Below are 22102 nucleotides of genomic sequence, written 5' to 3'. Positions count from 1 at the left end.
TTCAGGCTGGAATTGGTGCCGATGACCGCGTTGTTGCCCAGCGCGCTCTGCCACTGCACGCCGAAGTTCGCGGCCTTGTTGGCGCTGACCTCGACGATGAGCGCCTCGATCATGACCTGGGCACGGCGCCCGTCGAGCCGGTCGATCACCGCGCGCATCTGGCGGTATTGCGGCTCGGGTGCCGTGATGATCAGCGAGTTGGTCGACGGGTCGGCCTGGATCTGGCCGCCGGTGGAGGGCTGGTTGGCGTTGTTGAGCGGGGCGTTGGCCGCGGCCGAACCGCCGCCCTGGTTGTTGTTCAGGTTCACCTGCATGGCTTGCGGCGCGCTCTGCTGCGGCACGGCACCGCCGCCTGCGCCACCGGCCGCGCCCGGCGTGGTGCTCTGCTGGTTCGCCGCCATCGCGGCGCGCAGCGTGGCCGCCAGCCGCACCGCATCGGCGTTCTTCAGGTAGACCACGTAGATGTTGCCGGCTGCGCCGTTGCTGCTTTCGCTCGGCGCGCGGTCGAGCTTGTCGACCAGCGTGCGCACCAGCGCCACGCGCGCCGGATTGGCCGCGCGCAGGATCAGCGAGTTGCTGCGCGGATCGGCCAGCAGCGTGGTGCGGAACGACGCATCCGTCGCCCCGGGTGCGGCGCCGCCCGGGGCGACGGCACTGCCGCCGTCGACCAGGCGCTGCACCAGCGGCACCATGTCGGTGGCGACCGAGTGCTTGAGCTGGATGACTTCGATGTCGGACGCGTTCGGCACGTCGAGCGACGCGATGATGCGCGCCAGCCGGCGCATGTTGTCGGCGTAGTCGGTGATCACGAGCGAGTTGTTGCCCGGGTTCACGTTGATGGTGTTGTTCGGNCGCCAGCCGGCGCATGTTGTCGGCGTAGTCGGTGATCACGAGCGAGTTGTTGCCCGGGTTCACGTTGATGGTGTTGTTCGGCGGAATCAGCGGGCGCAGCACCGGCAGCAGGCTGTTCGGCGACTCGTAGTTGAGCCGGAAGATCTGCGTGACGATCTGGTTGCTGCCGCTCGACGCGGTGGCGCTGATGGAGGTGTTGACGGTGCTGCTCTGCAGCTTGGCGTCGGCCTCGGGCACCACCTTGTAGAGGCCGTCGGCCTCGACCACCGCGAAGCCCTGCAGGCGCAGTGCCGAGGCGAACTGGTTGAAGGCGGCGGCCGGCTGGATCGCGCGGTCGGTGACGAGGTTCATCGTGCCCTTGACGCGCGGGTCGACCACCACGTCGCGGCCCGTGACCACCGCCATGGTGCGGGCCACGGCCTCGATGTCGGCATTGGAGAAGTTCAGCGTGATCGGCTCGCCGCGGCGCGGCGCGTCGCCGGTCTGCGCGAACGCGGCGGGCGCGCCTTGCAAGAACGTGGCGGCGATCAGCACGCGCACGGCGAGTGCGACGGTGCCGGTCGAAAACAGTGGCTTCATCATGAGGGTCAACCCAGGGTGATGATCGAACGTGCGTTGACGCGCCGTCCGATGATGTTCAACAAATTGGAAAGCGCGTCTTCGCGGCCGGGTGCGGCACTGGCTTCGCCGTTGAAGCGGAAGGACGTGCCGCTCCAGCTGCCGCTGCCGTTCAGTTCGAGGCTGCCCTCGCGCGTACTCAGCAGCAGCGTGGGACGGGGGCCGCCTTCGAGCGTGAGCCGGTAGCTGCCCATCGGCCGCAGGGTCGACAGGCTGGAGGAAACGTCGGTCGCGTCGAGCGTGGCCTGCCCGGCGATGCGCAGCGCCGGGCCGTCCCACTGCATCGAGAAGGCCTTGGTGGAGAGATCGAGCGCACCTTCGAGCTTGAGCGTGTTCCAGGGCGCACCCAGGCCGGTGAGCAGGGTGGCTGGCCAGCGCGAGCGGCTGTCCTGCCATGCGAGCTGCATGCCCCCGGCGCGCGGGCTGGCCTTGAGTTCGAGCGGCTGCTCGGCGCAGCAGGGCAGGTCGAGGCTGGCGGAAATGCCGCTCCAGCCCGGGCGCATGCGCCAGTGCAGCAGGCCGGGCAGCGACACCGCCTGGGTGCCGCCGGCGCCGCTGGCGAGCACCACCGCGGCCGTGCCGTTCCAGACGGTGCCGCGCGGGTTGGCCAGCACGAGGCGGCCATGGCTCCAGTTCGACAAGGCCGCCGACAGCCAGCGCGCCGGCGCGAACAGCGCCACCGCCAGCAGCGCGCCCATCGCGAGGCCGAGCAGGGCCCAGCGCCAGCCTCGGCGCGGCCGGGGTTCGGAGATCGGGGGGCGGGTCAGCATGCGGGCTTGCTGTTGCTGCTCATCGCGCCGCGGGCAGCGCCATGACGATGGTGCCGTCCCAGCGGACCTGCGGCGTCGTCGGCGCATCCTTGCCACCCGACGGCGGTGGTGGCGCTCCGGCGGGTGCGCGCGTCAGGTGGACTTCGCGTGGCACCGCATGCGCGTTGCCGCGGGCCTGGCCGAGCCATTGGGCGACGCTGGCCGCGGGCGCCGCGCGCAACGAGACGGTGGCGGCACCGTCGCCGCCGGCCGTCATGAGCTGCGCGTTGCCGGCGCCGAGGCTGTCGCGCACCGAGGTCTCGAGCGCGCGCAGCGCGTCGTCGCGGTTCAGGCGCGGTTGCGACTGCAGCGCCTTCGCGCGGTTCTGCAGGGTGGCCATCTGCTGCAGCTGCGCGTCGAGCTGCGCGTGTTCGGCCGGTGCCGCGGCCAGCGTGCGCAGCGCGGGCGCGAGCGCGATCCACCACAGCAACGCCAGCGCCACGAGCGCGACGGCAGCGGCGACCATGCGGCGCTCGCGCGCTTCGAGGGTGGCCCAGCGGGCCTTGAACTGTTCGCTGAAATTCATCGGGCGGCCTCGGCCTGTGCCTGCACGAGCAGCAGGTCGCCTTCGGTGCGCACGTTGTAGCCGCGCGGCGCCATGGCATGGGTGATCTGCGACACCTCCGAGGGCTGCAGCCCGAGGCCGCGCAGGCGCAATTGGCCGGCGCTGAAGTCGACGGCGCTCGGCACCTTGCCGGGCGGGAGGGCGGCGGCGAGCGCGCCGACCATGGGTTCGAAGTCGCTGCCCGCCACGTCGCCCACGGCCTGCTGCAGCGCGGCGACTTCGCGCTGCATCTGAAGCGGCGCGTCGACCACGATCTTCACCGAGGGGAAGGTCTGGGTCAGCATGGTCTTGGCGGCCTGGCGTTTCGATTCGAGCGCATTGCGCTCCTTCCAGGCCCAGGCGTTGAGGCCGATCAATTGGGTGAGCAGCAACACGACCACGCCCCAGCGCGCGGCGCGCCACTCCGGCGCATGGCGCAGCGTCTGCAGCACCGATGCGAATTTCTTGCCGGCGCGCGCGCGGCCGGTCGCGGCGAGGTCGAACTGTGCGAGCTCCCAGGGCGTGCGCGCGGCCTGCAGCCAGCGCTGCGGCGATTTCACGATGGGCACGCGGCGTTCGAGCAGATGCTCGGCCGCCTCGGCCACGGCGGGCTCGGTGGTGATGACGGCGGTGTCCAGTGGCAGGCTGCCCGACAGCGCCAGCCCCGCGCCGGCCAGCGGCAGCGAGATCACGCCGTCGGCATCGCACACCGTGAGCTGCGGCGCCTCGGGCTCGCCCGTGACCAGCAGCAGCGGCGGGCCGTCGGGCGGCTGCGGCGCGAATTCGGGAACGATGCGCACCACGCGCCGGCCAGCCGCTTCGAGCCCTTGCACGACGCTGCGCAGCCAGATGCGGTTGCAGGCCGCGACCCACACGGGCGCGCCGGCCTTGGCGTCGGGTTCGAGCGCGAAGTGCAGGACCTCGGGTTCGTCGAGCAGGTGTTCTTCGAGCAGGCCGTCGAGCACCGCACGCAGCTTCGATGCGCTGCCCATGCTGCCCTTGGGCAGCGTGAGGCGGTGCCACGAGAGCGCGGCGGAAGGAATGCCGAGCATGACCTCCGCGCCCGAGGGCAGGAGCGTCAGCAACGCGCGGCCCTGGCTGCGCAACGCAATGCCGTCGTCGCCTGCCTGGGCCCAGTCGTACTCGCCCGCGGCATCGGCCGGAGGGAGGGGGGCAATGAGCAGCAGGGGGGTCATGTGGGTCTTGGAAAAGCCGGTGATTGTAGGTGGGGGCTGACAGGTTGGCGCTCTTGTTTCGATAGCGTGTCGCGCAGGTGTGACGCGTGTCGGAAGGCTTTTTGTCTACAAATAGTGCATCGGAATCAGGGTTTGACCGGGGTGTTCGTTGCGCCGGCGCCGCGGGTGCGCCAGATCGTCGTTACCGTGACACCGCTGCGCTGTAGAAGAGAGCGCTCCTCGACGTAGGTGCGGTCGAGCCGCAGCTTGCCGTAGACCTCGAAATACTGCGTGCCCACGCCGTGCTGCGCCGCGTTGAAGGGCGCGCTGCCACTGGGTAGCGCGGCGTTGGCGGCGGCAATGTCCTTGAAGAAGGCGCGCGCGCGGCGCTCCACCAGCTGGCGCGCGCTGGCGATGTTGAGCGACTCCATGCTGGCGCTGATGGCCTCGGCGCTCGCGGTGTTGAGGTTGAGCGTGGTCTTCACCGGCAGGATCGTCACGTATGGTTCGAGCGCGGCGGCGGTCGAGGACGACAGCCCGAGCCACACCAGTTGCGAGACTTGCTGCGGCATCAGCGGCGCGGCGCCGGAATCGCCGCTGCTGCCGTCGGTCGCGGTGCCCGTGGCAAGGGCCGCTGCGAGGCCCGTGGTCATCCGGCTCAACTCCGACGCCGGCAGGCCCAGCAGGTTGAACAGCCGGGTGAAGGTGGCGACGCTCGCGGGCACCGGCTTGCCGTTGTCGACCAGCGAGAGCACGTTGAGCTTGGACTGCGCATCGACGATGCGGCCCGAGAGAAAGGCATCGGGCAGCCCTTCGAGGCTGTCGCTCGACACGTTCTTGTCGGCGGACAGGAAGCTCGTGAGCCGTGCTTCCTCGAGCGGCACGGCCCAGGGCTCCGCCAGGTGGTCGGGGCCGCCGGTGCGGCCGTCTTCGCCGAGGATCAGGCGCGACCAGTCGAGCGCGCCGACCAGCACCCAGGCGGCCTGCACGCGCGCGCGCTCGGCGCCTTCGACTTCGGCCGCGCGCCATTGCTGCCACAGCGCCGCGGCGGCGAAGGTGGCCACCAGCATCACGGTCAGCATCGCGGCGAGCAGGGCGGCGCCGGCCTGGTGCTTTTTCTTGTTCGCTGCCGTCATGACGATTTCGGCGCCCCCACGGTCGGCCTGACCCAGTCGCGCGTGAGCGTGCCCGCGAGGCCGTCGCCGGGCGGCAGCGTGATGACGAGGCGCACACCGTCCGGCATGGCGACGACGGGGCCCGCGGGGTTGCTGGGGTTGGGCGCGACGGTGGGCAACTGGCTGGCCGGCGCCCAGACGTTGTCCCGGAAGTAGTAGAGCTGCCAGCTGCTGGCCGGCACCAGCGGCACGTCGTTGTAGCCGCCCGAGCCCGAGCCGCCGTCCTGCGCCCAGGCGGCCGCGAGGTTCCAGGCCTGCTGCCAGTCGCCGCGCGTGGTGAAGGGCTGCGACTGCCAGCGCCGCCAGCGCACGCCGTCGGGGCCGGACTTCAGCGTCCAGGCCACCACTTGCACCGATGGCGTCGCATCGTCGCTGCCGCGGCGCGTGAGCCGCAGCGCGCGGCCGTCCCAGTCGATCGGGCGGGTCTGCGCGAGCGGGGTCACGGCATCGAGGTCGGCGCCCCACTGCGCGAGCGTGGCCTGCAGCGTGAGGACGGCGTCGGCGCGCTGCTGGTTCTGCAGGGTGGCGCGCGACATGCTGTCGAGCCCGCGCCAGCTCACGAGCGAGAGCAGCGCCATCACGGCGATGGCCACGAGCAGCTCGATCAGCGTGAAGCCGCGCGGTGCGGTGGCGTTGGCGCGTTGCATCAGTACCGGCCCACCACGGTGGAGATGCGCAGGATCGGCGCGTCGGTTTCGTCGCGCACCTGCACGTCGACACGGCGGAAATTCGGGTTCAGCGTGGCGATGGTCGAGGTGGTCACGTTGAACGTGACGCCGGCCTGCAGGCAGATCGACCCGGAGTCGCCGATCGCCGGCATCTGCCGCGACAGGCGAGCCTTGGCGAGTTCGTTCTCGGCGCACAGGTCGGCCAGCACCAGGTCGGACTGGCGCTGCGCATTGCGCGTGAGCGACATGGTGGCCTGCGAACCCGCGGCCAGTGCCAGCGCGACGATGCCGAGCGCGATCAGCACTTCGATCAGCGTGAAGCCGCCAGCGCGCGGGGACGAAGCAGGGCGCCGCGAGTTCATTGCACCGCCGAGACGGTGAAGGGGCGAACCCCGTCGGTCGCGATGCGCAGCGCGCGTGCGGGCGGTCCGGCGGAATGGAGCATGACCTGCTGCGCCGCAATGATCGGATCGGGCCCGAGTTGCAGCGCCGGAACCGGCGTGCCGTTGGAAAGCGCGGCCTGTGCGGTGATGCCCTCGGCGGCCCATCCGCTGGGCAGCGCACCCGGCGGAAGGCCGTCGAACATGAAGCTGCCTTCGACCGGGCGCCACCGCACCACGATGCCGCTGGCGCGCGACTGGGCGCGGGCCGATTCGAGCAGGGCGGCGAGCCGGTCGGCCTCGCGGTCGAGCTTGGCGGCGCTGGTGTCGCGTATCGCGAAGCTCACGGCGGCAGTGGCCATCGCAATGATGGCGATCACCACGATCAGCTCCAGCAGCGTGAAGCCGCAGGCCGGGCGGGTGTGGCGGCGTGGAAACCGGTTGCGGCGCGGCGCGCCAGTGCCGCTATTGCCAGCTGCCGATGTCGGCATTCTTGCCCTCGCCGCCGCTCTGGCCGTCGGCGCCGAAAGAGAGCACGTCGATCTCGCCCTTGATGCCCGGATTCATGTACTGGTACGGATGGCCCCAGGGGTCGTTGGGCAGCTTCTCCACGTAAGGCTTCCAGTTGGGCGCGGCAGGGCCGGTGGTCGGACGCGTGAGCAGCGCCTGCAGTCCCTGCTCGGCGGTGGGGTAGCGCTGGTTGTCCAGGCGGTAGAGCTTGAGCGCCTGCATCAGGTTGTTGATGTCGGTCCGGGCGGCCGTCACGCGGGCGTCGTCGGCGCGCTCGATCACGTTCGGCACGATCAGCGCCGCCAGCACGCCGATGATGACCAGCACCACCATCAGTTCGATCAGCGTGAAGCCGCGTTGGGCGGTGCGGGTGGCGGCTCGAAGGAGTTTGTTCATAGGTTGGGCGGACATGATTCGGAAGGCGCGCTGCATGATAATCCGCGGCCATGACAAGTCCTTACTCCGCCGCCCGCTGGCATGCCCCACTTGCTACGACCGGGCTTTGGGCGTTGGCGGCCGGCGCTGCCGTGTTCTGGGCGCTGCGCCTGGCTTCGCCGGCGCAGGCCGTGGCAGCGGCGGCGACGATGCCGCGGCCTTCGGTGGCGGCCGATTCGGATTCGGTGGCACGGCTGCTGGGTGTGCTGCCCGCGTCCCGTACGGCGGCGGTGGCGCCCGAGGCGGCCAGCCGTTTCGCCCTGTCGGGTGTGGTGGCAGACCCTTCGCAGCAGGGCGCCGCGCTGATCTCCATCGACGGCAAGCCACCCAGGCCGTTCCGTGTCGGCTCGGCGGTCGGCGACAACTATGTGCTGCAGTCGGTGGGCCTGCGCTCGGCGACCATCGGCGCACGGGCCGACGGGCCGGCGGCGTTCACGTTGCAACTGCCGGTGCGTGCGCCGATCAGCATTTCCAGCCCGGGATTGCCGGCGGTGCCGATGGCTCTGCCGGCCGGGCCTCTGCCCGCGACGATGCCGGCCGTGGTGGCCCCGCCGCAATTGCAGCAGCAGCCACAGCAGCCGGCTGGCCCGTTGCAGCAGCCTGCAGCGATGGCGCCGCCGCCGCAGGCGCCCGCGCAGTAGCTTTTTTCAGGCCTGCAGGAACAGGCGGTACGCGGGGTTGGCCGTTTCCTCGACGTAGGGATAGCCCAGCGTTTCGAGGAAGGCGTCGAACTCGGCGGCTTCGCCGGCCGGCACCTGCAGGCCTACGAGGATGCGGCCGTAGTCGGCGCCCTGGTTGCGGTAGTGGAACAGGCTGATGTTCCAGTTCGGCCGCATCAGGCTCAGGAACTTGAGCAGCGCACCGGGACGCTCGGGAAACACGAAGCGCAGCAGGCGCTCGTCGTGCGCGAGGCCGGTGCGTCCGCCCACCAGGTGCCGTAGATGCTCCTTCGCGAGCTCGTCGTGCGTGAGGTCGAGCGCATCGAAGCCGTGCTCGTTGAAGGTCTGCGCGATGACGGCCGACTCTCCGCGCGCCGAGGTCGTGAGACCGACGAACACGTGTGCCTTGGCCGCGTCGCTGATGCGGTAGTTGAACTCGGTCACGTTGCGCGGTGCGCCACCGCCGCCCAACGCAGCCTCGGCATCGCTCGCGGGCATCTCGCCGATCAGTTCGCAGAAGCGGCGGAAGCTGCCGCGCTCCTCGGGAATGGTGACGGCGAACAGCGCCTCGCGTTCTTCGCCGACCTCGGCGCGCTCCGCGACAAAACGCAGCCGGTCGAAGTTCATGTTGGCGCCGCACAGGATGGCCGCGTAGGTCTCGCCGTGGCGGCCGTGCTGTGCAACGTATTCCTTGATGGCCGCGACCGCCAGCGCACCCGCCGGTTCGACGATGCTGCGCGTGTCCACGAAGACGTCCTTGATGGCGGCGCACACGGCATCGGTGTCGACCGCGATGTATTCGTCGACCAGTTCGCTGGCGATGCGGAAGGTTTCCTCGCCGACCAGCTTGACGGCCGTGCCGTCCGAGAACAGGCCGACGTCGGGCAGGTTCACGCGCTGGTGCGCCGCGACCGATTGCATCATCGCGTCGGAGTCGTTCATCTGCACGCCGATCACCTTGATCTCGGGACGCACGGCCTTGATGTAGTTGGCCACGCCGGAGATCAGGCCGCCTCCGCCGATCGCGACGAACACGGCATCGAGCGGGCCCTGGTGCTGCCGCAGGATTTCCATGGCGATGGTGCCCTGGCCGGCAATGACGTCGGGGTCATCGAAGGGATGCACGAAGGTCAGGTTTTGCTGGGCCTGCAATTCGAGTGCGTGCAGATAGGCATCCGAATAGCTGTCGCCGTGCAGCACGATTTCGCCGCCGAAGCCGCGCACCGCATCGATCTTCAATTTGGGTGTGGTCACCGGCATCACGATCACCGCGCGCGTGCCGAGCTTGCGTGCACCCAATGCAACGCCTTGCGCGTGATTGCCGGCCGATGCGCAAATAACGCCGCTCGCCAATTGCGCAGCACTCAGGTGCGCCATCTTGTTATAGGCGCCGCGCAGCTTGAAGCTGAAGACCGGCTGCTGGTCTTCGCGCTTGAGCAGCACGGTGTTGCCCAGCCGTTCGCTGAGCGCGCGCGCTTTCTCAAGTGCGGACTCGACGGCAACGTCGTAGACCCGGGCGTTGAGAATTTTTCTGAGATAGTCGGCGGGCGTCAGCGCCGGATTAACAGGTGCATTGCGCACGGTTTTTTCCAAGGGAGTTTTCATTTGCTAACTGTCGATGATAAGAGGCATCGGGATTGCATGCGGGTATGACATGGACACAAATGTCATAAACCTCTTCAGCAACGCCCCAGCTGCAAATGATTCAGGTTTTTTTGGACGCACCTGTCCGCCGGCCCCTGTGGCCGCCAATCAGTTCACAATTGAAAAAAATCTGTTATCAATTTCTGTCAGTGATCTTTCGAAAGGGCTGATGCAGGCCGAGGCCGCGCGGGTTCGGCGAAACGAAATCGGCCGCCCCACGTGGCAGGTGATGGGCAACAGATTGCGTGCGCACATCGTTCCGTTGCTGGGTGATGTGCCGGCGCAGTCGTTTGCAACGTCCGACGCACAACGCTTGATCGATCGCCTCGGAGAACAGGGCTTCAGCAGCACGACGATTGCGCAGTACCTCGTGCTGTTGCGCAAGGTGGTGATGCATGGCGTGCACATCGGCGTGCTTCGCGATGTGCCCGCATTCCCGAAGGTCAAGGTGCGCAGCCAGCCGCGCGGCAGCTTCAGCGTTGCGGAGTACCGGGCGATCATCAAGACCGCGCGCAGCTTGCGCGGGCACGCGCATCCGGTGCTCGCCCAGCTCGCAGCCGGCGAACGTTTCTGGATTGCGCGCGAACTGCTCGCCATGCCGGACGAACTGCCCTGGCTGATCCGCTGGATGGTGAACACCTTCGTGCGTCCGAGCGACATCAAGCTCATGAAGCACAAGCACATCGAGATCGTGCGGAGCAAGCATGTCTATTTGCGCATGAACCTGCCGGAGACCAAGCGGCACAGCCAGCCGATCGTGAGCCTGCGGCCGGCGGTGCGGGTCTACGAGTGCTTGCTCGCTCATCGCCGCGAACATGGCTTCGGCGCGGCGGACGACTATCTCTTCCTGCCGCAGTTGAAGAATCGCGAGCACGCGCTCGCCGTGCTCAACTTTCTTTTCCATTGGGTGCTCGAGGAGAGCGGTCTTGAAAAAGGACCGCTGGGCCAGTCGAGGACGCTCTACTGCCTGCGCCATACCGCCATCACGCTGCGACTGTTGTACGGCCAGGGAATCGACATGCTGACCTTGGCGCGCAATGCGCGAACGAGCGTCAACATGGTCGAACGTTTCTACGCTTCGGTTCTGAGCGGAGAAATGAATGTGGGGTTGCTGCAAAGCAGGCGCGGCCGCGCGAGTTGAGAGGAAAAGCCAAAAAGCCGCCCGGCATAAGCTGGGCGGCTTGACACTGAATCGACTCGAACTGGCTGCTGCCAGCATCGGAATCAGACTCTGTCAGAAGGCGTGGCGGATGCCGAAGTCGTAGCCGGTGGAGGTCTTCGGGGTGAAGACGTCGTTGCTGATGAACACCGGGCCGCCAACAGTCAGGGCTGCACCGTTCTTGTTGCTCACGCGAGCGATCGTCGCGTACAGGGCCGTGCGCTTCGACAGGTTGTGCACGTAGCCGAGCGCCAGCTTGTTGGCTTTCCGGTTCGGTTCATTGAAGAACGGAGTGTCGTTGTCCGTCTTGTACTTCACGGCCGAATACGATGCACGGATCAGGCCGGCACCCACAGGGACCGTCACACCCAGCAGCCAGCCGTTGAGTTTGTTCGATGCGACCGCAGCCGGTCGGACGAAGAAGTTGCCGTCGATGTCGGTCTTCTCCCTGGCCCGAGACAGTTCACCGAAGAGCTTCACCGGACCGAAGTCATACGAAGCGCCGAGGTTGAAGGTGTTGACCTTGGTGGTCGTGCCGTCACGGTAGTCGTCGCCGACGGTGCTGCTGCCATAGGCGGCTGCAACATCCAGGGGACCGTTGGCGTAGCCGAAGCGGCCGCCGACGTAACGGCCGGTGCGCGAGTTGTTCGCGACATCAGGCGTCAACGAGCCAGGGCTGTACTTGGTCTTCTCGTGGAAGCCGTACTGCAATTGGCCATAGAAACCGCCGAGGTCCGCCGGCAGGAAGTAGCCAACGGTGTTGCTGGCGCGGGCGGGGCTGCCAAATGCGCTGGACGCCGTTTGGATCAGATTGGTGCCAACGCCGTTGGTGGCGAACGGGTCGAACACGGTGTTGTTCCAGAACGTCGGGGTGTAGTCGCGGCCGAGGCGGACTTCACCGAAACCGCCCGACAGGCTCACGGTCGAACGGCGAGAGAAGGTGGCAACACCTTCCGAGCCGTCGTCATTCCTGACCGGAGCTTCGAGCCAGAAGCTGGCAGCCAGTCCACCGCCGAGGTCTTCTGTGCCACGGAAGCCCAGGCGGCTGCCGGCAGAGCCCGAACTGGCCAGTTCACGGCGGCTGACCTTGACGCTGCCTTGGTTCGCGTAGAACGGGTTGTAAGCGACCGGGAAGCCGAGAGCGTTGTACGTCACGCCGTTGTTCAGGTCACGCGAGCTGTTCGAGTAACTGCTGATCGACGCATCGACGATGCCGAACAGCGTGACGTGCGACTGAGCCGAGGCAACACCGGCAACAGCCAGGGCAGCCAGAGCAACTGCCCTTTTGGCGCGAAAACTAGAGTGGCGCCGGGCCAGCCAGGGGCCGAAAAGAAAAAAGCCCCGAGCTTTGCAGCTCGGGGCTAAATCCACCAATTGGAAGGGTGGAGGAGACAACTGGGTGCGCATACGTTTGCGCAATGAAATAAAGTATATCGACTGTTTGTTGCGTTGCAACAAGCGAGTGATGCTTTTCCCACACATAAAGGGAGGCCGGCGTGTATTTTTGCCCGGCATCCCAGACTTGGAGCCTCGAAAACCATGGAATGCACAGTGAGTTGGACCGGTGACACAGGCACGCGATCGGCCATGGGCTTCGTTGCCGAGACGGGCAGCGGCCACGTCCTGATGATGGACGGCGCCCCCGATGCCGCGAAACCCGAGAACGGTGGCCAGAACCTCGCCGCACGGCCGATGGAGACCGTTCTTGCCGGCACCGGGGGATGCACCGCCTACGACGTGGTGCTGATACTGAAGCGCGGACGCCATCGCGTCGAGCGCTGCAGCGTCAAGCTGACCAGCGAGCGCGCGGAAAAGGACCCCAAGGTCTTTACGAAGATCCACATGCACTTCACCGTGGCGGGCAAGGGAATTCCGGCCTCCGCCGTGGAGCGCGCCGTTGCGTTGAGCCACGAAACCTACTGCTCCGCCAGCATCATGCTGGCGAAGACTGCCGAGATCACCACCAGTTTCGATCTGATCGAAACTTGAGCGAATGGCCTAGATGCGGTGCGCTACCGTGGTCATCACGCGGGAAGCCACGCGCATCAGGGCCTTGGCTGGCGCCGGGAGTTCCGCTGCGCCGGCGTTGACAGCCTGCGACGCGTGGCGGGCTTCGTCGAGCTTCATCTGCTCGACCACTGCCTTGGAGGCGCTGTCTGCGGGCGGGAGGCGGCCAAGGTGGCTTTCCAGGTGGGCCTCCACCTGACGTTCGGTTTCCGCAACGAACCCCAGGCTCAGCGGGTCCCCGAGGCGGCCCGCAACCAGGCCGAAGCCGAAGGCGCCCGCATACCAGAGAGGGTTCAGGAGCGACGGGCGTGCGCCCAGTTCGTCCAGACGCTGTCGCGTCCAGGCCAGATGATCGGTCTCCTCGTGCGCCGCCTCGATGAAATGCGCGCGCAGCGCAGGGTCCCGCGCCACGGCCGCCTGGGCCGTGTAAAGCGCCTGTGCACAGACTTCGCCGACGTGGTTCACCCGCATCAGCGCGCCGGCCTCCCGGCGTTCCGCTTCACTCAGTTCGCTGGGTGCCAATGAGGGGGCGGGCGTCGCCCGCGTGGCGTGGGGGCGCGCGAAAAGGGTGCGCAACGCCGCGTCTGCCGCGGTCAGGACGGAGTCGATCATGAGCGTCATGCGCCTATTTGAACGCACATGCGAAATGCCATGCGGAAGCCTTGTCATATTTCACATGGTGGTGTGTGGCGAGGCCTAAGTCCTTTGTTGCAGGCGTGCAACGAAACGCGCGGGCCATCCAAGATTTCGGGCGAATTGTTTTGCCCTGCCGCATCGGCTCTGGTGCAATAGCATCAACTTCCCAAAAGGAGGTTGGCCCGGGGTCCGGTGGGAGCACAAAAGTGCCAGTCACGGTGAGCCCTTCGCACCGGAGCCCTATGTTTAACCTTGGAGAAACTTGCAATGAAAAAATCTCTAGTTGCTCTGGCTGCCCTGGCTGTTGCCGGTGTTGCCTCGGCTCAGTCGTCCGTCACGCTGTTTGGTGTGGTCGACGCGTCGATCAGCGGCTATTCGAACACCGCCCGCGACAACCGCGCGACCGTGTTCCCCAACGCTTTCGGTATCCCCGTCTACCTGAACCAAGGTTCGGTCAAGACCAGCCGTCGTGAACTGGCTAACTCGGGTTACAACTCGAGCCGCATCGGCTTCCGTGGTACGGAAGACCTCGGCGGTGGCCTGGCAGCCAGCTTCTGGCTCGAAGCCCCGATCTCCAATGACGACGGCCAGCAAGGTATTGCGACGTTCGCTCGTCGTTCGACCGTGAGCCTGTCGGGTGGTTTCGGTGAAGTCCGCCTGGGTCGTGACTACACCCCGACGTTCTGGAACGACACCGTGTTCGATCCGTTCGGCACCAACGGCGTTGGCACCAACCTGGTTTCGACCGCCAACACCGCTTTCGGCAACTTCGGTACGCCCGCAGCTTCGACCGCTCCGTTCACCAACGTGGGTTCGAGCAACTACGTTCGCGCCAGCAACTCGATCGGCTACTTCCTGCCGCCGAACCTGGGTGGTTTCTACGGCCAAGTGCAATACGCCCTGGCTGAGAAGACCAAGTACGACTCGGGCATCTTCACGCCCGCTACGCTGAACTCGCAGCGTCAAGGCCGTTACATCGGTGGTCGCTTCGGCTACGCAAACGGTCCTCTGGACGTTGCGCTGGCTTATGGCAGCAGCACCGTTGGCGACGACTACTACGTCGGCACGACCACCAAGGTCAACACCCTGAACCTGGGCGCTTCGTATGACTTCGGTCCCGTGAAGCTGTTCGGTGAAGTGTCGAAGGCCAAGAACAAGATCGACTACGAAGTGACCCCGCTGGCTGGCGGCCGTCCCGACATCGATCTGACCGGCTACCTGCTCGGCGTGACCGTGCCGGTCGGCGCTGGCCTGATCCGCGCTTCGTGGTCGCACGTCAAGCTCGACACGAACACGCCTACCACGCTGTTCGCTGTGAACACGCCTGATCCCAAGGCCAACAAGATCGCTCTGGGCTACGTGCACAACCTGTCGAAGCGCACGGCTCTGTACGCAACGATCGCTCGCGTCAGCAACAAGAACGGCGCTGGCTACACGGTTGGCGGCCCGGCCTTCTACAACAACGCAGCTGGCGCCTTCACCCCGAAGAGCTCCACCGGCTACGACTTCGGTATCCGTCACGCTTTCTAATTTGACGCTGGCGTAAGCCAGCTTCGAATCAAAAGCTCAAAAGCCACTCGACGAAAGTCGAGTGGCTTTTTTCGTTCGGGCGCGATCATCGCGAATCATGTTGGCAAAGAGCACCATCTGCGTGCACCCCCGGGGAATCACCGTGCGGGCACGCACCTTGCACTGCTAGCATGCCCGTTCACTTTGTTTGCTGAATGATCGCTTTTGTATTGCGCCGTTTGATCCAGGCCGTGATCGTGATGATCGCGGTCGCGTTCATCGCCTTCCTCCTCTTTCAATATGTTGGCGACCCTGTCGTGTTTCTGCTGGGGCAGGACGCCAAGCCCGAACAGATCCGCGAGCTGCGCTCCGCATTGGGGCTCGACCAACCCTTCTTCGTGCAGTTCGGGCACTTTCTTGTCAACGCTGCACAAGGCGAGTTCGGCCTGAGCCTGCGCCAGGGCGCGAAGGTCTCGCGGCTGATCGGCGAACGCTTTCCCGCCACGCTCGAACTGGCCCTCGTGGCGGCGGTGCTGGCGTTGTTCATCGGCATTCCGATGGGCGTGTACACCGCGCTGCGCCGCGGCACCTTCATGAGCCAGGTGTTCATGACCGTGTCGCTGCTCGGCGTTTCGCTGCCGACCTTCCTGATCGGCATCCTGCTGATCCTCGTCTTCGCGGTCACGCTGGGCTGGTTCCCGAGCTTCGGCCGCGGCGAGACCGTGACATTCGGCTGGTGGACCAGCGGCCTGTTCAGCGCCGACGGCTGGCACCACATCGTGCTGCCGGCGGTGACGCTGGCGATCTTCCAGCTCACGCTGATCATGCGCCTGGTGCGCGCCGAGATGCTCGAGGTGCTGCGCACCGACTACATCAAGTTCGCGCGCGCACGAGGCCTGTCGAACCGCGCCATCCACTTCGGCCATGCGCTCAAGAACACGCTGGTGCCGGTGATGACCATCACCGGCCTGCAGCTCGGCGGCCTGATTGCCTTTGCCATCATCACCGAGTCGGTGTTCCAGTGGCCCGGCATGGGCCTGCTGTTCATCCAGGCCGTGACCTTCGCCGACATCCCGGTGATGGCGGCCTACCTGTGTCTCATTGCCTTGATCTTCGTGGTGATCAACCTCGTGGTCGACCTGCTGTATTTCGTGGTCGATCCGCGGCTGCGCGTGGGCAAGGCGGGAGGTCATTGACATCATGACGGCAACCACATCCACGGCCCCGCGCCTCAAGGCTTCCGGACGCGCGTTCGCGCACATCGCGAACTTCTACCCCGAGATCACGGCTTTTCGCCGCGACCTGCACGCACACCCCGAACTTGGCTTCGAAGAGGTCTACACATCCGGCCGCGTGCGCGAGGCCCTGCGCGCCTGCGGCGTCGACGAGATCCACGAAGGCATTGGCAAGACGGGCGTGGTCGGTGTCATCCGCGGCCGTTCGACCGCCAGCGGCCGCATGATCGGCCTGCGCGCCGATATGGACGCGCTGCCGATGCGCGAGGACAACGACTTCGGCTGGCGCTCCGCCAGCGACGGCCTGATGCATGGCTGCGGCCACGACGGCCACACCGCAATGCTGGTCGGTGCCGCGCGCTACCTGGCCGAGACGCGCGACTTTGACGGCACTGCAGTGCTCATCTTCCAGCCCGGTGAGGAAGGCTTCGCTGGTGCACGCGTGATGATCGAGGACGGCCTGTTCGACCGCTTCCCCGTCAACGCCGTCTACGCGATGCACAACTGGCCCGCCATGCCGGCCGGCACCGTGGGCATCAACCGCGGCGCGATGATGGCCGCGGCCGATCGCGTGACCATCGAGATCAAGGGCAAGGGCGGTCACGGGGCGCATGCCTACCAGACCATCGACCCCGTGATCGTCGCGGCGCACATCATCACCGCGGCCCAGACCATCGTTTCGCGCAACGTGCGCCCGATCGACGCGGCCGTCGTCAGCATCTGCGCGATGCAGGCCGGCGACCTCGGCGCGATGAGCGTGGTGCCCGGCGAGGCCACGCTGGTCGGCACGGTGCGCACCTTCAGCGCACGCGTGCAGGCGCAGGTCGAGCAGCGCCTGACCGAACTGTGCACGGCCATCGCAGGCGGCTTCGGCGCGACCGCCACGATCAAGTACGAGCGCATCTACCCGGCCACCATCAATACCGCGCCCGAGGCCATGTTTGCGGCCGACGTGGCCGAGTCGCTGGTGGGCGCAAAGAACGTCGAGCGCAGCATGGAGCCCAGCATGGGCGCCGAGGACTTCTCCTTCATGCTGCAGAAAAAAGCGGGCGCCTACCTGCGCATCGGGCAGGACGTGCGCGAAGGCGCCTTCCTGCACAACAGCCGCTACGACTTCAACGACGAGATCCTGCCGCTCGGTGCCGCGCTGCATGCGGGCCTGATCGAGCAGGGCATGCCGCTTTCCGCTACCCGCGGTGCGCGGCCAGAGAAAGCCGCCGCCACCGCGGCGACGTGATGTGTTTGATTCCAACCCGAGGAGTGTTCCCATGAGTTTCAAGAAGAATGTGGCCGCGGCCGCCGTTTTGTGCGCGCTGGGCGCCGTCAGCCTGGTCGCCGGCGCGCAGACCATCCGTGTTGCAAACCAGGGTGACGCGCTATCGCTCGACCCGCACTCGCTCAACGAATCGCTGCAGCTGAGCACCACGGCCAACGTGTATGAAACGCTGGTCGGGCGCAACAAGGACCTGAGCGTCGCGCCGCTGCTCGCCACGAGCTGGAAGCAGACCTCGCCCACCGTGTGGCGCTTCGAATTGCGCAAGAACGTGCAGTTCCACGACGGTACGCCGTTCACCGCCGACGACGTTCTCTTCAGCTTCGCGCGCGCATCGGGCGACGGCTCGGACATGAAGTCCAACACCACCGACATCAAGGAAGTGCGCAAGGTCGACTCGCACACCATCGAGATCGAGACCAAGGGTCCGTTCCCGATCCTCCCCGACGTGATCACGCAGCTCATGATCATGAGCAAGAAGTGGTGCGAGGAAAACAAGGCCGTCACGCCCGTGGACCGCCGCAAAGGCATCGAGAACACCGCCTCGTTCAAGGCCAACGGCACCGGCCCGTACCGCGTGCGCGAGCGCCAGCCGAACGTGCGCACGGTCTTCACGCGCAATCCGACCTACTGGGGCAAGATCGAAGGCAACGCGCAAGAGATCATCTTCACGCCGATCGCCAATCCGGCCACCCGCGTCGCCGCGCTGATCTCGGGCGAAGTCGACGTGATGGAACCCGTGCCGGTGCAGGACATCGCGCGCGTCAACGCCAGCCCGACGGCGCGCGTCATCGCCGGCCCCGAACTGCGCACGATCTTCCTGGGCATGGACCAGAAGCGCGACGAACTGCTCTACTCGAACGTGAAGGGCAAGAACCCGTTCAAGGACAAACGCGTGCGCCAGGCCTTCTACCAGGCCATCGACATCGCCGGCATCCAGCGCACCGTGATGCGCGGCGCCTCGCGTCCGACCGGGCTGATGGTCGGCCCCGGTATCAACGGCTGGACCGAAGCCCAGGACAAGCGCTTGCCGCTCGACGTCGAAGGCGCCAAGAAGCTGCTGGCCGACGCCGGCTATCCGAGCGGCTTCGAAGTGACCATGAACTGCCCGAACGACCGCTACGTGAACGACGGCCAGATCTGCCAGAGCGTGGCGGCGAACCTGGCGAAGATCGGCGTCAAGATCAACCTCGCGGCCGAGACCAAGGGCACCTACTTCCCCAAGGTGCTGCGCCGCGACACCAGCTTCTACATGCTGGGCTGGACCCCGACCACCTACGACTCGCACAACGCGCTGACCGCGCTGATGGCCTGCCCGGACGACAAGACCGGCGCCGGCCAGTTCAACCTGGGCGCGTACTGCAATCCGAAGCTCGACGAGCTGACGAAGAAGATCCAGTCGGAAACCGACAAGACCAAGCGCGACGCGATGATCAAGGAAGCCTTCGACATCCACACCGCCGACATCGGCCACCTGCCCCTGCACCAGCAGACGCTGGCCTGGGGTGTCAGCAAGAAGGTGTCGCTCACGCAAATGGCCGACAACTACATGCCCTTCAAGTGGATGAGCATCAAGCCATAAGACAGCGGGCCGCTCGCGCGGTGGCCTGACCATGGGCCCGCTTCTTGCGGGCCCATTCCTTTTGCCTCACGATGAAAAAAACACTAGCCCGCTGGCTCGACAGCGATGTCGGCTACAGCTTCCGTACCTCGCCCGTGGCCATCGTCGCGGCGCTGATCGCGCTGGCCTGCGTCATCTGCGCGGTGTTCGCCGGCTGGGTGTCGCCGCACAACCCCTTCGACCTCGCCACGCTCGAACTCGGCGATGCGCGCCTGCCGCCCGCATGGAGCGCCGAAGGCTCTTCCAAATACCTGCTCGGCACCGACGACCAGGGCCGCGACATTCTCTCGGCCGTGATCTACGGCGCGCGCATCTCGCTGATCGTCGGCCTCGTGTCGGTGGCGTTGTCGCTCGCCGTCGGCGTGGTGCTGGGCCTGCTGGCCGGTTTCTTCGGCGGCTGGCTCGATTCCTTCCTGATGCGCGTGTGCGACGTGATGCTTTCGTTCCCGCCCATCCTGGTGGCACTGCTCATCGCCGGCGTCGGCCGCGCGCTCTTTCCCGGCGCGCACGAGTCGCTGGCCTTCGGCGTGCTGATCATCTCCATCTCGCTGACCGGCTGGGTGCAGTACGCGCGCACGGTGCGCGGCTCCACGCTGGTGGAGCGCAACAAGGAGTACGTGCAGGCCGCGCGCGTCACCGGCGTGGCGCCGCTGCGCATCATGCTGCGCCACGTGCTGCCCAACGTGATGGGGCCGGTGATGGTGCTGGCCACGATCCAGGTCGCGACCGCGATCATCACCGAGGCCACGCTCTCGTTCCTCGGCGTCGGCGTGCCGCCGACCTCGCCTTCGCTGGGCACGCTCATCAGCATCGGCAACCAGTACCTGTTCTCGGGCGAATGGTGGATCACGGTGTTTCCGGGCCTGATGCTGGTGCTGATCGCACTCAGCGTGAACCTGCTCGGCGACTGGCTGCGCGACGCGCTCAACCCGCGACTCAGATGATCACCCCCAGTCTGCGCGCACTTCGTGTCGCTTCGCCAACCCCCTTGCAGGGGGCAACACCTGCGGCCCGGCAAAGCCGGTTCCGCGGTGTTCCTGATATGTCACCCCGTGGAGTTCGGTGGAAGGTAGCGCCATGAGCTTGCTGCAAGTTAAAGACCTCGTCGTCGAATTTCCAGGCCGCCGCGGCACGCTGCGCGCGCTCGACCGCATTTCCTTCGACATCGCGCCTGGTGAAATCCTCGGCGTGGTGGGCGAATCGGGCGCCGGCAAGTCGCTCACGGGCGCGGCCATCATCGGCCTGCTCGAACCGCCGGGCCGCGTGGCCAGCGGCGAGATCGTGCTGGACGGCCAGCGCATCGACAACCTCGGCTTCGATGCGATGCGGCCTATTCGCGGCCGCAAGATCGGTGCGATCTTCCAGGATCCGCTGACCTCGCTGAACCCGCTCTACACCGTGGGCCGGCAGCTGGTCGAGACCATTCGCGCGCATCTGCCCGTGTCGGAATCAGAAGCGCGCAAGCGGGCCATCGGCCTGCTGCAGGACACAGGCATCCCCGCCGCCGAGCAGCGCATCGACCACTTCCCGCACCAGTTCTCGGGTGGCATGCGGCAGCGCGTGGTCATTGCGCTGGCACTCGCGGCCGAGCCCAAGCTCATCGTGGCCGACGAGCCGACGACCGCGCTCGACGTGTCGATCCAGGCGCAGATCATCCAGTTGCTCAAGCAGGTGTGCAAGGACCGCGGCGCGGCGGTGATGCTGATCACGCACGACATGGGCGTGATCGCCGAAACCTGCGACCGCGTGGCCGTGATGTACGCCGGCCGCATCGCCGAGATCGGCCCGGTGCACGAGGTGATCCACCAGCCCGCGCATCCCTACACGTCGGGCCTGATGGCCTCGATTCCCGACATGACGAGCGACCGCGAGCGGCTCAACCAGATCGACGGCGCAATGCCGCGGCTCAATGCCATTCCCACCGGCTGCGCCTACAACCCGCGCTGTCCGCGCACCTTTGCGCGCTGCCTCGTCGAGCGGCCCGAGCTCATGCATGCCGGCGCCACGCGCGCCGCCTGCTGGCTGCACGACGCGACCGACCCGCACGTCGGCCAGGCCGAGATCGCGGCGAAGCACCACGATGCGCTGTCGGCCGGCGAACGCGCCGCGCCTGAAGCGGCCGAGCCCATCGCGGAGGTGACGCGATGAGCGCCGCCGCGAACGAACCGCTCGTGGTCGCGCACGACCTCGCGCGCACCTTCGACGTCTCTCCACCCTGGCTCAACCGCGTGCTCGAACGCAAGCCGCGCGTGCTGCTGCATGCGGTCGACGGCGTGAGCTTTTCCATCGAGCGCGGCAAGACGCTTGCGCTGGTGGGCGAATCGGGCTGCGGCAAGAGCACCGTGGCGCGCCTGCTGGTGGGCCTGTACGCGCCCACGCGCGGCGGCCTGCAGTTCGACGGGCAGGACGCGCATGCCGCGTTCAAGACGCCCGACGGCCGCAAGCTGCGCCGCCGTATCCAGATGATTTTCCAGGACCCCTACGCGAGCCTCAACCCGCGCTGGATCGTCGAGGACATCATCGGCGAGCCGCTGCGCGAGCACGGCATCCTGAGCGAGAAGGCCGCGCTGCGCGAGCGCGTGGGAGAGCTGCTCAAGTCGGTCGGCCTGTCGCCGCTGGACATGAGCAAGTACCCGCACCAGTTCTCCGGCGGCCAGCGCCAGCGCATCTCGATCGCGCGCGCGCTCGCCACGCAGCCCGAGTTTCTGGTGTGCGACGAGCCCACCTCCGCGCTCGACGTGAGCGTCCAGGCGCAGGTGCTCAACATCATGAAGGACCTGCAGCGCGAGCAGGGCCTGACCTACCTGTTCATCTCGCACAACCTCGCCGTGGTTCGCCACGTGGCCGACCAGGTCGGCGTGATGTATCTCGGCCGGCTGGTCGAGGTGGCCGACAAGCAGAAGCTCTTTGCCGAGCCGCGGCATCCGTACACGCGCATGCTGCTCGATGCCATTCCGCAGATGAAGCACACGGGGCGCTCGCGCACGCCGGTGCAGGGCGAGGTGCCGAACCCGCTGAATCCGCCGACGGGCTGCGCCTTTCATCCGCGCTGCCCGCATGCCAATGCGCGTTGTTCCTCGGAACGGCCGAAGCTGCTGAGCATTGCGGGTGTCCAGGTGGCCTGCCACGCGGTGGAAGAGGGGCGCATCTAGCCGCTGAAAAGTGTGCGTTAAGGCACTGCACCGCATCGGGC

22 protein-coding genes and 1 pseudogene are annotated in these 22102 nt (G+C 66.8%); 10 read left to right on the top strand and 13 right to left on the bottom strand.

The features are described 5' to 3' along the window. From ASD05_RS30760 to gspG, 10 genes and pseudogenes are all read right to left on the bottom strand, one after another. Nucleotides 1–851, bottom strand: a pseudogene (locus ASD05_RS30760) (secretin N-terminal domain-containing protein); the annotation flags it as partial. 1 nt (nt 852) lies between these two features. Beyond that, the coding region (locus tag ASD05_RS30755; protein ID WP_414930050.1) for a secretin N-terminal domain-containing protein at nt 853–1434 on the bottom strand (582 nt) is incomplete at its 3' end. 5 nt (nt 1435–1439) lie between these two features. Then, nucleotides 1440–2240 (bottom strand): type II secretion system protein N, encoded by an 801-nt coding sequence (gene gspN / locus ASD05_RS16925; RefSeq protein ID WP_007834149.1) that lies wholly within the window; start codon nt 2238–2240, stop codon nt 1440–1442. Between the two features lie 19 nt (nt 2241–2259). Then, nucleotides 2260–2805, bottom strand: coding sequence for a type II secretion system protein GspM (gspM, locus tag ASD05_RS16920; protein WP_056594849.1), 546 nt, complete (start codon nt 2803–2805; stop codon nt 2260–2262). Next, nucleotides 2802–4019, bottom strand: a complete 1218-nt coding sequence (gene gspL / locus ASD05_RS16915; RefSeq protein ID WP_056594847.1) for a type II secretion system protein GspL — start codon at nt 4017–4019, stop codon at nt 2802–2804. Before gspL ends, gspM begins: the two co-directional genes overlap by 4 nt. A gap of 125 nt (nt 4020–4144) precedes the next feature. Continuing rightward, complete coding sequence (gene gspK, locus ASD05_RS16910; protein ID WP_056594845.1) at nt 4145–5134, bottom strand: type II secretion system minor pseudopilin GspK; 990 nt, start codon at nt 5132–5134, stop codon at nt 4145–4147. Then, nucleotides 5131–5820 (bottom strand): type II secretion system protein J, encoded by a 690-nt coding sequence (locus ASD05_RS16905; protein ID WP_056594844.1) that lies wholly within the window; start codon nt 5818–5820, stop codon nt 5131–5133. The genes gspK and ASD05_RS16905 overlap by 4 nt, the downstream gene beginning before the upstream one ends. Continuing rightward, on the bottom strand, nt 5820–6203 hold the full coding sequence (gene gspI, locus ASD05_RS16900; RefSeq protein WP_056594842.1) for a type II secretion system minor pseudopilin GspI: 384 nt from the start codon (nt 6201–6203) through the stop codon (nt 5820–5822). Before gspI ends, ASD05_RS16905 begins: the two co-directional genes overlap by 1 nt. After that, entirely contained in the window at nt 6200–6712 is a 513-nt protein-coding gene (locus ASD05_RS16895) for a prepilin-type N-terminal cleavage/methylation domain-containing protein (RefSeq protein WP_056594840.1), read from the bottom strand. Before ASD05_RS16895 ends, gspI begins: the two co-directional genes overlap by 4 nt. Next, nucleotides 6687–7127: a type II secretion system major pseudopilin GspG gene (gene gspG / locus ASD05_RS16890; protein ID WP_042673496.1), complete on the bottom strand. Its 441-nt coding sequence runs from the start codon at nt 7125–7127 to the stop codon at nt 6687–6689. The genes ASD05_RS16895 and gspG overlap by 26 nt, the downstream gene beginning before the upstream one ends. A 50-nt stretch (nt 7128–7177) precedes the next feature. Here gspG and ASD05_RS16885 point away from each other — a divergent pair, with 50 nt between their 5' ends. Continuing rightward, nucleotides 7178–7807, top strand: coding sequence for a type II secretion system protein N (locus ASD05_RS16885; RefSeq protein WP_056594838.1), 630 nt, complete (start codon nt 7178–7180; stop codon nt 7805–7807). Nucleotides 7808–7813: 6 nt separating this feature from the next. On the opposite strand, the gene ilvA is transcribed toward ASD05_RS16885, so the two are convergent. Next, nucleotides 7814–9430: a threonine ammonia-lyase, biosynthetic gene (ilvA, locus tag ASD05_RS16880; RefSeq protein WP_056594836.1), complete on the bottom strand. Its 1617-nt coding sequence runs from the start codon at nt 9428–9430 to the stop codon at nt 7814–7816. 49 nt (nt 9431–9479) lie between these two features. Between ilvA and ASD05_RS16875 the strand changes: the two genes are divergently transcribed. After that, complete coding sequence (locus ASD05_RS16875) at nt 9480–10610, top strand: hypothetical protein (RefSeq protein ID WP_056594834.1); 1131 nt, start codon at nt 9480–9482, stop codon at nt 10608–10610. 93 nt (nt 10611–10703) lie between these two features. Here the strand turns inward: ASD05_RS16875 and ASD05_RS16870 are convergent, their stop codons facing one another. Beyond that, nucleotides 10704–12086 carry a porin gene (locus tag ASD05_RS16870; RefSeq protein ID WP_235508000.1) on the bottom strand — a complete coding sequence of 461 codons (1383 nt, stop codon included), beginning with the start codon at nt 12084–12086 and terminating at the stop codon, nt 10704–10706. 81 nt (nt 12087–12167) lie between these two features. Between ASD05_RS16870 and ASD05_RS16865 the strand changes: the two genes are divergently transcribed. After that, nucleotides 12168–12617: an OsmC family protein gene (locus tag ASD05_RS16865; protein ID WP_056594832.1), complete on the top strand. Its 450-nt coding sequence runs from the start codon at nt 12168–12170 to the stop codon at nt 12615–12617. Nucleotides 12618–12626: 9 nt separating this feature from the next. On the opposite strand, the gene coq7 is transcribed toward ASD05_RS16865, so the two are convergent. Continuing rightward, nucleotides 12627–13256: a 2-polyprenyl-3-methyl-6-methoxy-1,4-benzoquinone monooxygenase gene (gene coq7 / locus ASD05_RS16860; RefSeq protein ID WP_082572101.1), complete on the bottom strand. Its 630-nt coding sequence runs from the start codon at nt 13254–13256 to the stop codon at nt 12627–12629. A 282-nt stretch (nt 13257–13538) separates the two neighbouring features. On the opposite strand from coq7, the gene ASD05_RS16855 reads away from it, so the two are divergent. From ASD05_RS16855 to ASD05_RS16825, 7 genes are all read left to right on the top strand, one after another. Then, a complete protein-coding gene (locus ASD05_RS16855; protein WP_056594830.1) occupies nt 13539–14801 on the top strand; it encodes a porin in 1263 nt (420 codons plus the stop codon). 194 nt (nt 14802–14995) lie between these two features. Continuing rightward, nucleotides 14996–15976 (top strand): ABC transporter permease, encoded by a 981-nt coding sequence (locus tag ASD05_RS16850; protein ID WP_056594828.1) that lies wholly within the window; start codon nt 14996–14998, stop codon nt 15974–15976. 4 nt (nt 15977–15980) lie between these two features. Then, nucleotides 15981–17252 (top strand): M20 aminoacylase family protein, encoded by a 1272-nt coding sequence (locus ASD05_RS16845; RefSeq protein ID WP_056594826.1) that lies wholly within the window; start codon nt 15981–15983, stop codon nt 17250–17252. Between the two features lie 31 nt (nt 17253–17283). Beyond that, on the top strand, nt 17284–18870 hold the full coding sequence (locus ASD05_RS16840; protein WP_056594824.1) for an ABC transporter substrate-binding protein: 1587 nt from the start codon (nt 17284–17286) through the stop codon (nt 18868–18870). A 71-nt stretch (nt 18871–18941) separates the two neighbouring features. Beyond that, nucleotides 18942–19853, top strand: coding sequence for an ABC transporter permease (locus ASD05_RS16835; protein ID WP_056509329.1), 912 nt, complete (start codon nt 18942–18944; stop codon nt 19851–19853). Nucleotides 19854–19986: 133 nt separating this feature from the next. After that, nucleotides 19987–21057, top strand: a complete 1071-nt coding sequence (locus ASD05_RS16830; protein WP_056594823.1) for an ABC transporter ATP-binding protein — start codon at nt 19987–19989, stop codon at nt 21055–21057. Beyond that, on the top strand, nt 21054–22061 hold the full coding sequence (locus ASD05_RS16825; protein WP_056594822.1) for an ABC transporter ATP-binding protein: 1008 nt from the start codon (nt 21054–21056) through the stop codon (nt 22059–22061). Before ASD05_RS16830 ends, ASD05_RS16825 begins: the two co-directional genes overlap by 4 nt. Nucleotides 22062–22102 lie beyond the last annotated feature (41 nt).

This window comes from Variovorax sp. Root434 (genome assembly GCF_001426595.1).
In the GTDB taxonomy this organism is placed as follows: Bacteria; Pseudomonadota; Gammaproteobacteria; order Burkholderiales; family Burkholderiaceae_C; genus Variovorax.
Note: the sequence above shows the minus strand (reverse complement) of the source record. Positions and strands in the feature narration are given on the sequence as shown.